The sequence below is a fragment of the Streptomyces sp. NPDC053474 genome (assembly GCF_044544845.1).
GTDB lineage: Bacteria > Actinomycetota > Actinomycetes > Streptomycetales > Streptomycetaceae > Streptomyces.
This window is the reverse complement of the sequence record NZ_JBITXV010000001.1, coordinates 263,952-276,083: the sequence shown is the minus strand read 5'-3', so window position 1 is coordinate 276,083 and position 12,132 is coordinate 263,952. Positions and strand designations below refer to the sequence as shown.

9 protein-coding genes are annotated in these 12,132 nt (G+C 71.5%); 4 read left to right on the top strand and 5 right to left on the bottom strand.

Annotation, left to right across the window (positions count from 1 at the left end; translation table 11 throughout):
- Positions 1 to 74 precede the first annotated feature (74 nt).
- Together ACIG3E_RS01205 and ACIG3E_RS01200 are read left to right on the top strand one after the other, a co-directional pair.
- Entirely contained in the window at positions 75 to 2,099 is a 2,025-nt protein-coding gene (locus ACIG3E_RS01205) for a thioredoxin domain-containing protein (RefSeq protein WP_399609761.1), read from the top strand.
- A 253-nt stretch (positions 2,100 to 2,352) separates the two neighbouring features.
- Positions 2,353 to 2,874, top strand: a complete 522-nt coding sequence (locus ACIG3E_RS01200) for a hypothetical protein (protein WP_399609759.1) — start codon at positions 2,353 to 2,355, stop codon at positions 2,872 to 2,874.
- 102 nt (positions 2,875 to 2,976) lie between these two features.
- On the opposite strand, the gene ACIG3E_RS01195 is transcribed toward ACIG3E_RS01200, so the two are convergent.
- Positions 2,977 to 3,729, bottom strand: a complete 753-nt coding sequence (locus tag ACIG3E_RS01195) for a hemolysin III family protein (RefSeq protein ID WP_399609757.1) — start codon at positions 3,727 to 3,729, stop codon at positions 2,977 to 2,979.
- 240 nt (positions 3,730 to 3,969) lie between these two features.
- Here ACIG3E_RS01195 and ACIG3E_RS01190 point away from each other — a divergent pair, with 240 nt between their 5' ends.
- The gene (locus ACIG3E_RS01190; protein ID WP_399609755.1) at positions 3,970 to 5,859 is read left to right on the top strand and encodes a phosphoenolpyruvate carboxykinase (GTP); all 1,890 of its coding nucleotides are present in this window, start codon (positions 3,970 to 3,972) and stop codon (positions 5,857 to 5,859) included.
- A gap of 86 nt (positions 5,860 to 5,945) precedes the next feature.
- Here the strand turns inward: ACIG3E_RS01190 and ACIG3E_RS01185 are convergent, their stop codons facing one another.
- Together ACIG3E_RS01185 and ACIG3E_RS01180 are read right to left on the bottom strand one after the other, a co-directional pair.
- Entirely contained in the window at positions 5,946 to 6,353 is a 408-nt protein-coding gene (locus tag ACIG3E_RS01185; protein WP_399610728.1) for a hypothetical protein, read from the bottom strand.
- 123 nt (positions 6,354 to 6,476) lie between these two features.
- Positions 6,477 to 7,688 (bottom strand): pyridoxal phosphate-dependent aminotransferase, encoded by a 1,212-nt coding sequence (locus ACIG3E_RS01180; RefSeq protein ID WP_399609753.1) that lies wholly within the window; start codon positions 7,686 to 7,688, stop codon positions 6,477 to 6,479.
- 221 nt (positions 7,689 to 7,909) lie between these two features.
- Between ACIG3E_RS01180 and ACIG3E_RS01175 the strand changes: the two genes are divergently transcribed.
- The gene (locus ACIG3E_RS01175; protein WP_399609750.1) at positions 7,910 to 8,815 is read left to right on the top strand and encodes a serine protease; all 906 of its coding nucleotides are present in this window, start codon (positions 7,910 to 7,912) and stop codon (positions 8,813 to 8,815) included.
- Positions 8,816 to 8,838: 23 nt separating this feature from the next.
- On the opposite strand, the gene ACIG3E_RS01170 is transcribed toward ACIG3E_RS01175, so the two are convergent.
- Together ACIG3E_RS01170 and ACIG3E_RS01165 are read right to left on the bottom strand one after the other, a co-directional pair.
- A complete protein-coding gene (locus ACIG3E_RS01170) occupies positions 8,839 to 10,452 on the bottom strand; it encodes an amidohydrolase family protein (protein WP_399609749.1) in 1,614 nt (537 codons plus the stop codon).
- 196 nt (positions 10,453 to 10,648) lie between these two features.
- Entirely contained in the window at positions 10,649 to 11,974 is a 1,326-nt protein-coding gene (locus ACIG3E_RS01165; protein ID WP_399609747.1) for an amino acid deaminase, read from the bottom strand.
- Between the last annotated feature and the right edge of the window lie 158 nt (positions 11,975 to 12,132).

Genomic DNA, 12,132 nt, shown 5'->3' with positions numbered 1-12,132 from the left:
AGGGAGCGCCCCGAAGAGGGGCGCCGCGCCGAGGGAACCCCGTCATCGGGCGCCGGGTGCGCGAGGATGGGCCCATGCCGAACCGACTGGCCCACGAGACCTCCCCCTACCTCCTCCAGCACGCTGACAACCCGGTCGACTGGTGGCCCTGGACGCCGGAGGCCTTCGAGGAAGCGCGGCGACGCGGCGTCCCCGTATTCCTTTCGGTCGGGTACGCGAGCTGTCACTGGTGTCACGTCATGGCACACGAATCCTTCGAGAACGGCGCGACGGCCGCCCTGATGAACGAGAACTTCGTGAACGTCAAGGTGGACCGCGAGGAGCGCCCCGACGTCGACGCCGTCTACATGGAGGCCGTGCAGGCCGCCACCGGGCAGGGCGGCTGGCCCATGACCGTCTTCCTGACGCCCGACGCCGAGCCCTTCTACTTCGGCACGTACTTCCCGCCCGAGCCGCGCCACGGCATGCCGTCCTTCCCGCAGGTCCTCGACGGCGTGCGGCGGGCGTGGGAGGACCGGCGCGCGGAGGTCACCGAGGTCGCCGCGAAGATCGTCAAGGACCTGGCGGAGCGTCAACTGGCCCTCGGCGACGACCGGCGGCCCGGCGAGGCAGACCTCGCCAAGGCCCTGCTCGGCCTGACCCGCGACTACGACGACCGGCACGGCGGTTTCGGCGGCGCGCCCAAGTTCCCGCCGTCCATGGTCATCGAGTTCCTGCTGCGCCACTACGCCCGCACCGGCGCGGAAGGCGCCCTCCAGATGGCCGCTGACACCTGCGAGCGCATGGCGCGCGGCGGCATCTACGACCAGCTCGGCGGCGGCTTCGCCCGCTACTCGGTGGACCGCGAGTGGGTCGTGCCGCACTTCGAGAAGATGCTGTACGACAACGCGCTGCTGTGCCGCGCCTACGCCCACCTGTGGCGCGCCACCGGATCCGAACTGGCCCGCAGGGTCGCCCTGGAGACGGCCGACTTCATGGTCCGCGAGCTGCGCACGAACGAGGGCGGCTTCGCCTCCGCGCTGGACGCCGACAGCGCCGACGCCACCGGCCGCTCGGTGGAGGGCGCGTACTACGTCTGGACCCCCGAGCAGCTGCGCGAGGTCCTCGGCGACGCGGACGCCGAGCTGGCCGCCGCGTACTTCGGCGTCACCGAGGAGGGCACCTTCGAGGAGGGCGCCTCCGTCCTCCAACTGCCGCAGGGCGACGGGGCCGTCGCCGACGCCGAGCGAGTGGCCTCCGTGCGCGAGCGCCTCCTCGCGGCCCGCGCCCTGCGCCCCGCCCCGGGCAGGGACGACAAGGTGGTCGCCGCCTGGAACGGCCTGGCCGTCGCCGCGCTCGCCGAGACCGGCGCCTACTTCGACCGGCCCGACCTGGTGGCGGCCGCGGTCGGCGCGGGCGATCTGCTCGTCCGCCTCCACATGGACGACCGGGCCCGGCTCGCCCGCACCTCCAAGGACGGCCGCGTCGGTGCCAACGCCGGTGTCCTGGAGGACTACGCCGACGTCGCCGAGGGCTTCCTCGCGCTCGCTTCGGTGACCGGCGAGGGGGTCTGGCTGGACTTCGCGGGCCTGCTCCTGGACCACGTCCTGGTGCAGTTCACCGACGAGGAGACGGGCGCCCTGTACGACACGGCCGCCGACGCCGAGCGCCTCATCCGGCGGCCCCAGGACCCCACCGACAACGCGGCGCCCTCCGGCTGGACCGCCGCCGCCGGGGCGCTGCTCAGCTACGCCGCGCACACCGGGGCCGCACCGCACCGGCGCGCCGCCGAGCGGGCCCTCGGCGTGGTCAAGGCCCTCGCGCCGCGCGCGCCGCGGTTCATCGGGCACGGGCTCGCCGTCGCCGAGGCCGCGCTCGACGGGCCGCGCGAGGTCGCCGTGGTGGGGGCGGTGGACGGCCCGATGCACCGGGTCGCGCTGCTCGGCACGGCGCCCGGCGCCGCGGTGGCCGTCGGCCCCGCGGACGGGGAACTGCCGCTGCTCGCGGACCGCGTCCCGGTGGCGGACCGGGAGACGGCGTACGTGTGCCGGGACTTCGTGTGCGACCGGCCGACGACGGACCCGGCCGAACTGGCGGCGGCCCTCGGCGCGCTGCGCTGAACCGCCGCGCGGCTCCGGGCGGTCCCGCGCGGCCCGGACGGTGAAGTGCCGCCCGGGGATGCCTGGCAATTGTCCTGCTTCTGTCACGGCCGGGGCCGAGCGGCCACCTTGTGCTCCTTGTGTGACCATCGGCGTGATACCAATACGGGCGTCGCAGTGGCGTAAGAAACCGCTGTGAATGTTTGGCATCGTTCTGTCAGTTGGCCCCAGCACTTGGGGCACCGGGGGAGAGGTACTCACCGCAGTGAACCGCATGACGCGTACGACCGCCGCAGCCCTGGGCACGGCCGGGCTCATCACCGCCGCCCAGCTCGGCCTCGCCGGGACCGCCTCCGCGGCGGGTGACGCCACCCAGCGCTCCGCGTCCGCCGACAAGCCGAGCAGCGCCGCGCCGTTCGCCAAGGCGACCAGCTCCGGCTGCCCGATCGACATCGTCTACACGTCCCGCTTCTACATCGGCCAGGGCGGCTGGGTGACGGGCAACGGCCTGTACTTCGGCATCAAGAACAAGAGCAACAAGAAGTTCACGAACGTGAAGTTCACGGTCACGAACGTCAAGAACATCCGCTTCGGCCGGGCGACCGCCAAGGGCGGCAAGATCACCCACAAGACGTCGCGGACCATCACCGTCCTCGACAAGTCGTTCAGCGGCAAGGCCAAGCTGGGCGTCCAGGTCCGCACCCGGCTGCTGAACAAGAACAGCTACAAGGTGAAGTTCCAGGTCCGCGGCAACGGCTGGAACTGCGCCGTGAACCAGGGCACCTGGGGCAACTAGCCCGTAACGCGCAACCGGGGTTCGAAAGGCGGCGGCCTTTCGAACCCCGGTTTTTGCGTTTGAGGGGGGCTGCAGGGGGGGGGCGAGCGCCCCGAGGGGGCGTCAGGCGTGTTGGTAGGCCACCAAGGAGATGCCCACGTAGTGGACGGCGAAGGCGGCGAGGGTGAAGGAGTGGAAGACCTCGTGGAAGCCGAACCAGCGCGGGGACGGGTCGGGGCGCTTGAAGCCGTAGACCACGCCGCCCGCGCTGTAGAGCAGGCCGCCGACGATGACCAGGACGAGGACGGCGATGCCGCCCGCGCGCATGAAGTCGGGCAGGAAGAAGACGGCGGCCCAGCCCATCGCCAGATAGCAGGGTGTGTACAGCCAGCGCGGGGCGCCCACCCAGAAGACGCGGAACACGATGCCCGCGGCGGCCGCCGCCCAGATGCCCCAGAGCAGCCACTGCCCCTTGGCGCCGGGCAGCAGGAGCATGGTCAGCGGGGTGTACGTGCCCGCGATGATCAGGAAGATGTTGGCGTGGTCGAGGCGGCGCAGGACGCGGTCCATCCGGGGTGACCAGTCGCCCCGGTGGTACAGCGCGCTGACGCCGAACAGGAGACACGCCGTCAGGACGTAGATCCCGCAGGCGACGCGGCCGCGGGTGGAGTCGGCGAGCGCGGTCAGGAAGAGGCCGGACACCAGCACCGCCGGGAACATGCCGAGGTGCAGCCAGCCGCGCAGCTTGGGCTTCACCGGGCGCACGGCCGCGGCGACGGGCTCGACGACTGCGGCGGCGACCTCGCCTGCGGGAACGGCGGAACCGGAGCCACCTGCGGCAGAGCTAGTGATCGCGTCGGGGACGGGAGCGGTCATGCGCCGCATCGTACCTACGGAACCGTAAGTTACGTATCAAAGCGGTGAAATCCCATCCTACAAGTGGCCATGCTCACTCCGCTCACGTGTGAAGCCCTCTGGACAGATGCGCGAGCGGGACGGATGATCAAATGAGTGCGGTCGGCACCGGATGAGCGCCAGAAGATCGAAATGCAGTGAAGCGTCCGGGTCGCAGCCCCCACGGGGCCCCAACCTAAAACCCCTCGTATAGGAGCAATCGTGGCGCGCGATATCGCGGCTCCCCCTTCTTCGCAGTCCTCGCAGTCCGCGGGTACCCTCCCCACCGACCACCAGGGGCTCATCTCCTGGGTGAACGAGATCGCCGAACTGACCCAGCCGGACAGCGTGGTCTGGTGCGACGGTTCCGAGGCCGAGTACGAGCGCCTGTGCGAGGAGCTCGTGGCCAAGGGCACCTTCAAGAAGCTGGACCCGATCAAGCGGCCGAACTCGTACTACGCGGCCTCCGACCCCTCGGACGTGGCGCGCGTCGAGGACCGCACCTACATCTGCTCCGAGAAGGAGGCGGACGCGGGGCCGACGAACCACTGGAAGGACCCGGCGGAGATGCGGGACGTCTTCGCGGGGGAGAAGGGGATCTTCCGCGGCTCCATGCGCGGCCGGACCCTGTACGTCGTGCCCTTCTGCATGGGCCCGCTCGGCTCGCCGCTGTCCGCGATCGGCGTCGAGATCACCGACTCGGCGTACGTCGCCGTGTCCATGCGCACGATGACCCGCATGGGCCAGCCGGTCCTGGACGAGCTCGGGTCCGACGGCTTCTTCGTGAAGGCCGTGCACACCCTCGGCGCCCCGCTGGAGCCCGTTCCCCAAGCTCTCGGCTCCGCTCGAGCAGGGGAGGCCCCATCGGCGGACGTCCCCTGGCCGTGCAACTCCACGAAGTACATCTCGCACTTCCCGGAGTCGCGCGAGATCTGGTCCTACGGTTCGGGCTACGGCGGCAACGCCCTGCTCGGCAAGAAGTGCTACGCCCTGCGCATCGCCTCCGTCATGGCCCGCGACGAGGGCTGGCTCGCCGAGCACATGCTGATCCTGAAGCTCACCCCGCCGCAGGGGGAGCCGAAGTACGTGGCCGCGGCCTTCCCGTCGGCCTGCGGCAAGACCAACCTCGCCATGCTGGAGCCCACGGTCTCCGGCTGGACCGTCGAGACCATCGGCGACGACATCGCCTGGATGCGGTTCGGCGAGGACGGGCGGCTGTACGCGATCAACCCCGAGGCGGGCTTCTTCGGTGTCGCGCCCGGCACCGGCGAGCACACCAACGCCAACGCCATGAAGACGCTGTGGGGCAACAGCGTCTTCACGAACGTCGCGCTGACCGACGACGGCGACGTGTGGTGGGAGGGGATGACCGAGGAGACCCCGGCGCATCTGACGGACTGGAAGGGCAACTCCTGGACGCCGGAGTCCGGCACCCCGGCGGCCCACCCGAACGCCCGCTTCACCACGCCCGCCGCGCAGTGCCCGATCATCGCGCCCGAGTGGGAGGACCCCAAGGGCGTGCCGATCTCGGCGATCCTCTTCGGCGGGCGCCGCGCCTCCGCGGTCCCGCTGGTCACCGAGTCCTTCACCTGGAACCACGGCGTCTTCCTCGGCGCCAACGTGGCCTCCGAGAAGACGGCCGCCGCCGAGGGCAAGGTCGGCGAGCTGCGCCGCGACCCGTTCGCCATGCTGCCCTTCTGCGGGTACAACATGGGCGACTACATGGCCCACTGGGTCGACGTGGCCAAGGACAAGGACCAGTCCAAGCTGCCGAAGATCTACTACGTGAACTGGTTCCGCAAGAACGACGCGGGCAAGTTCGTGTGGCCCGGCTTCGGCGAGAACAGCCGCGTCCTGAAGTGGATCGTGGGCCGTCTGGAGGGCACCGCCGAGGGCGTCGAGACCCCCATCGGGGTGCTGCCGACGCCCGAGTCCCTCGACACGGACGGGCTCGAACTGCCCGCGGGCGACCTGGAGTTCCTCCTCACGGTGGACAAGGAGGTCTGGCGTGAGGAGGCGGCGCTCGTGCCCGACCACCTCGACACCTTCGGTGACCGTACGCCGAAGGAGCTGTGGGACGAGTACCGGGCGCTGGTCGCGCGACTGGGCTGACGCCTTCCCTTCCCACCCGCCCACCCGTTCCTGCCCCAGCGGCTTGCGGGTGGGTGGGGCCGGGGCCCGGCGTGGCGGGGGAGGAGTCAGGCTCCGACCAGTGCCGTGGCTTGGGCGTGGGCTTCCATGCGTTGGGCGGCCAGGATCGCCGCCCCCGTGTCGGCGCGGGACGCGGCGACGACCAGGGCGCGGCCCGCGAGGGCGTGGGCGCGCTGGTGCAGGGCGTACAGATGGGGTTCGTGGATGGCGGCGGCGACCGCCGAGCGGACCGGCGGCAGGCCCCCGCGCAGGCGGGCGACCTGGGCCGCGAGGCGCTCGGCGGCGGCGTCGAGAGCGGGGTCGGGGGCGAGGGCGCGCAGCTCGTCGGTGACGGCGAGCAGCGCGGCCAGGTGCCCGGCGAGCTGGATGTCCAGCTCCTCCTCGCGGCTGCGGTGCGGGAAGTCGCCCGGGTCGGCCATCGTGTGGACCGACTTGGTGCGGATCGGCTCGTACATGAGATGGGTCTCCAAGCTGTCGAGCACCCATCGTAGCTCTTAAGTTAGATCCTGTCTAAAGTTGAGCCGGATCTTGAGGTGGAGCTTGAGGCGGGCCCTCCGCGCTGCCCCGCCCGCGCGGCGTCACGGCTGGCTGTAGCCGTCCAGGAACGCCCCGATCCGGGTCACCGCTTCCGCCAGGTCCGTCGCCGTGGGCAGCGTGACGATGCGGAAGTGGTCGGGCTCGGGCCAGTTGAAGCCGGTGCCGTGGACGACCATGATCTTCTCGGCGCGCAGCAGGTCGAGCACCATCTGCCGGTCGTCCTTGACCTTGAAGACCTTCGGGTCGAGGCGCGGGAAGAGGTAGAGGGACCCCTTCGGCTTCACGCAGGTCACGCCGGGGATCTGGGTGAGCAGGTCGTACGCTGTGTCCCGCTGTTCGAGCAGGCGGCCGCCCGGCAGGACGAGGTCGTTGATGGTCTGCCGCCCGCTGAGGGCGGCGACCACGCCGTGCTGCCCCGGCATGTTCGCGCACAGGCGCATGTTCGCGAGGATCGTCAGGCCCTCGATGTACGAGGAGGCGTGCGCCTTCGGGCCCGATACGGACATCCAGCCGACGCGGTACCCGGCCACCCGGTACGCCTTCGACATGCCGTTGAACGTGAGCGTGAGGAGGTCGGGGGCGAGGGCCGCGGTCGGGGTGTGCCGGGCGCCGTCGTAGAGGATCTTGTCGTAGATCTCGTCCGAGCAGACGAGGAGGTTGTGGCGGCGGGCGATGTCGGTCAGGCCGCGCAGGACGGCCTCGTCGTAGACCGCGCCGGTCGGGTTGTTCGGGTTGATGATCACGATCGCCTTGGTGCGGTCGGTGACCTTGCGCTCGACGTCGGCGAGGTCGGGCATCCAGTCCGCCTGCTCGTCGCAGCGGTAGTGCACGGCGGTGCCGCCGGAGAGGGAGACCGCGGCCGTCCACAGCGGGTAGTCGGGCGCCGGGACCAGGACCTCGTCGCCGTCGTCGAGCAGGCCCTGCATGGCCATCACGATCAGTTCGGAGACGCCGTTGCCGATGAAGACGTGCTCGACGTCGGTCTCGATGCCGAGGGTCTGGTTGTGCATCACCACGGCGCGGCGGGCGGCGAGCAGGCCCTTGGCGTCGCCGTACCCGTGGGCGTCGCCGACGTTGCGGAGGATGTCCTCCAGGATCTCCGGCGGGCACTCGAAGCCGAAGGCGGCGGGGTTGCCGGTGTTGAGCTTGAGGATGCGGTGACCTGCTGCTTCGAGCCGCATCGCCTCCTCGAGCACGGGGCCCCGGATCTCGTAACAGACGTTGGCGAGCTTGGTCGACTGGATCACCTGCATGCCCCCGAGCCTATCTCTGGCGGGGGCGCCCTGGACGGTGATGGCTCGGGTGGGGGCGGTGTTCTCTCGGGTGCGGGCCGTGGTCCGTCCTCGCGCAGTTCCCCGCGCCCCTTCGGGGCGCACCCTTGTTCCCGGGGGCTGGGTGGCTCAAGAATGCGCATGACAAAACTGGGGGGTCGGTTGGTCCTCCGGTCACGTAGTCATGCAGAGGGGACCCCCACATGAACAAGCCTCTCGTCGGTGCCGTCTTCACCGCGCTGCTCCTCGGCGCGACGGCACTGCCCGCGGCCGCCGTCAGCAATGACGCGCCGACGGCCGACAAGCAGGTGGTACGGACGCAGCCCGTCGCGGAGACGAAGGCCAAGGTCAAGACCAAGGCCGTGACCTTCGCGGGCACCGTGGCGCTCAGCAACTGCTCCGGCTCTGTCGTGCGCGTGCCCAGCTCGCAGCCCACCGACCGCGCCCTGGTGATGTCCAACGGCCACTGTCTGGAGACCGGCTTCCCCGGTCCCGGCCAGGTCATCGTCAACCGCGCCTCCAGCCGCAGCTTCACGCTCCTGAACGCCAGCGGCGGCAACGCGGGCACCGTGCGCGCCAGCAAGATCGCGTACGGCACGATGACGGACACGGACGTCTCGCTGTACGAGCTGACCAGCACCTACCGCGACATAGAGAGCCGCTACGGCATCAAGGCCCTCGAACTCGACTCCGCGCACCCGCAGGCGGGCCGGGCCATCACGGTCGCGTCCGGCTACTGGAAGCGGATGTACAAGTGCAACATCGACGGGTTCGTCTACCGCCTGAAGGAGGGGCAGTGGACCTGGAAGGACTCGGTCCGCTACACCTCCGCGTGCCAGACCATCGGCGGCACCTCGGGATCGCCGGTGATCGACGACCAGACCGGGAAGGTCGTGGCCGTCAACAACACCGGCAACGAGGACGGCCAGCGCTGCACCGACAACAACCCCTGCGAGGTCGACGAGAGCGGCAAGGTCACCGTCCGCCAGGGCATCAACTACGGCCAGCAGACGTACACCATCGTCCCCTGCGTCGGCGCGGGCAACAAGATCGACCTGAACCGGCCGGGCTGCACCCTGCCCAAGCCCGCGGCGGCCGCGCGCCGCTGACCCGGGCCTGAGCGCCGCCGGAGCTAGGCGGTGCGGCGCACGGCGCGTCCCGCGATGACGTCCGTGCGCCGCCCGTCCTCGATCACGAACTTCCCGTCGATCAGGACGTGCGGCAGGCCCACGGGCGGCGTGCGCGGCGCGTCGAACGTCGACCCCGCCGCGACCGTGTCGGGGTCGAAGAGCACGAGGTCGGCACGGTAGCCCGCGCGCACGTGCCCGCGGTCGGGAAGGCGAAGCCGGGCGGCGGCGCGCGAGGTGAGGTGCGCGACGCACTCCTCCAGGGACAGCACCCCCAACTCCCGTACGTACTTGCCGAGGTACTGCGGGAACGTCCCGTACGCGCGCGGGTGCGGCTTGAAGCCCTGGAGGATGCCGTCGCTGCCGCCGGTGTGCACGGGGTGCCGCATGATCGCCCGGACGTTCTCCTCGTGCCCCACGTGCTGGAGGATCGTCGAGCCGAGGCGGTCGTTGATCAGCAGCCGCCGGGCGGTGACCCACGGCTCCTCGCCGCGCATGTCGGCGGCGCGCTGGATGGTCTTGCCGACGCAGGACGCGAGCCCGGGGTCGGAGACGCCGGAGATCTCGATGGTGTCCCACTCGATCGGCACGCCGTGGCAGCCGTCGGCGCCGATGACCTCCATGTGGTGCCGGATGCGCTCGGCGGTCGCGTCGTCCTTGAGCCGGGCCAGGATCGCCTCGGGCCCGCCCTCGCTCGCCCAGCTCGGCAGCATCGCGACGAGCGTCGTACAGCCCGGGGTGTAGGGGTACGTGTCGAGCGTGATGTCGGCGCCGTCGTCGAGCGCCTCGTCGAGGAGGGCGAGCAGGTCCGGGGCCTTGCCCTTGTTCACGCCGAAGTTCATGGTGGCGTGCGCCAGGTGCAGCGGGCAGTCGGCGGTCCGGGTCAGCTCCACCATCTCGCGGTACGCCTCCAGGGCGCCCGCGCCGTAACTGCGGTGGTGGGGGCAGTAGTAGCCGCCGTACGAGGCCACGACGCGGCACAGCTCGGTGAGTTCGGCGTCCTTGGCGTACATGCCGGGGGTGTAGGTCAGGCCGGACGACATGCCGACGGCGCCCTGCTCCATGCCCTGGGCGACCAGCTCCTTCATCCGCTCCAGGTCCGCCGGGGTGGCCTCGCGGTCCTCCCAGCCCATCGCGTACATCCGGACGGTGCCCTGCGGGATGAGGTACGCGGCGTTGACCGGGATGCCGCGGCCGCCGTGCGCGCGGTCCAGGCGGTCCAGGTACTCGCCGACCGAGCGCCAGTCGAAGTCGATGTCGCCGCCGTCGCCGTTCCAGCCGGTGATCGCCTGGCGGACCTCTGCGAGGGTGCGGTCGTCCACCGGAGCGTACGACAGGCCGTCCTGGCCGATGACCTCCAGGGTGACGCCCTGGGCGGCCTTCGCGCTGTGGTCCGGGTCGCGGAGCAGGGCGAGGTCGCTGTGCGCGTGCATGTCGATGAAGCCGGGGGCCAGGGCGAGGCCCTCGGCGTCCAGGAGCCGGGCGCCCGTGGGGCGGGGGCCGGCCTCCCCCTCCCGGTGGATCTCCGTGATCCGTCCGTCCGCTATCCCTACGTCGGCCGTGTACGCGGCGTCGCCGGAGCCGTCGACGACGCGCGCTCCGCGGATGACCAGGTCCATGGGGTGCCTCTCTGGTGGGGGTGGGTGGTCCCTCGCGGGGCGCCCCTGACCCGCCCCTTCCCGCTTCCTGGGGGCTCCGCCCCCAGACCCCCGCTCCTCAAACGCCGGAGGGGCTGAAACCCTGCCGTGCAGCGGGGGTGCGGGGGCGGCAGCCCCCGGTTCGGGAAGGGGCGGGTCTGGGGCGTCCCACCGCGGGCTAGAAGTACGTGCGGATGTAGTCCGTGACCGTCCCGTCCGCCTCGACGACGGGGATGAGCTGCCACTTGTCGAAGGACGTACAGGGGTGCGAGAGGCCGAGCCCGAGCCAGTCGCCGACCTCCAGGTCGGCCTCGGCGGAGGTCCGCACCCACCCGTGCTGGTCGGAGAGGGCGTGCACCTCGACCCCGGTCGCGGGCCGCTCCGCCCCGCCCCGGCGGACGGCCTGCGCCTCGGGCAGGTCGAGGTCGTACGCCGCGTCCCGCTTGCCCGCGTTGATGAAGGCCTGCTCCGGCGAGGGCCGCGACACGACCTGGGACCACAGCCGGAAGGCGGGGTGCAGGGCCCCCTCGTCGGGCACGCGGTTGAAGGGCGTGAGGTGGCGGTAGTGGCCGTCGTCGTGCGAGACGTAGGCGCCGGAGCGCAGCAGCTTCAGGACGGGCAGGGAGAGCCGGGGGACGTCGGCGAAGACGTCGGCGACGGCGTCGAACCAGGCGGAGCCGCCCGCGCTGACCACGATCTCGTCGAGCCCGCCCGCCTTGAACCGCCCGGCCGCGTCGAAGTCGGCGGCGAGCGAGACGAGCCGCCGCAGATAGGCGCGGACCCGCTCCGGCGTGGGGTCGGGGACCTCGCCCTCGTACCCGGAGACGCCCACGAGCCGCAGCGTCGCGGTGGCCGCCACGGCGTCGGCGACGGTCGCGCAGTCGGCCTCGGTGCGGGCGCCGGTGCGCGCGCCCTCGCCCGCGGCGAGCTCGACGACCACGTCGAGGGGGCGCCCGGCCCCGGCGTCGCGCAGCGCGGCGTCCATCAGCTCGACGCCGCGTACGGAGTCCACGTAGGCGACGAAGCGGAAGTCGGGGTCGTGCGCCAGCTCCTGGGCGATCCAGCGCAGGGCGGCGGCGTCCACCAGCTCGTTGGCCAGGAAGATCCGCTGGATGCCGAACTCCCGGGCCACGCGCACCTGGTGGGGCACGGCGAGCGTGATGCCCCAGGCGCCGTGGTCCAGCTGGCGCTGGAAGAGCTGCGGCGCCATGGAGGTCTTGCCGTGCGGCGCGAAGGCGAGCTGGTGGCGGGTCGCGTACTCCTCCATGAGCGCGAGGTTGTGCTCGAGGCGCTCGGCGGAGAGGGCGAGGACGGGGGTGGTGAAGCCGTCCGTGAACAGGTTGCGGCGCTGGGCGGCGAGCTCGCCGACGGTGAGGCCCGCGGCGTCCGGCGGCAGCCCCTTGAAGCGGTGGTCGACCCGTTCCTCGGCCAGCCGGGCGAGGGCGGTCGCGGCGCGTTCGGCGGGCGCGCCGGAGGGTGTGCCAGTGGGCGTGTCGGCAGCCATGGGCGCCTCCTCGGAGATGCGTTGCATATACTGCAACGTTCATTGCGTATGTCGCTTACTGCTGTCTAACATCCGAGCCAACGCCGGGTCAACGGATCCGGGCCCGGTCCTCGCACCGGGGTTCGGCCCGGCTCACGGGCCTTGCGGACCGGCTGAAT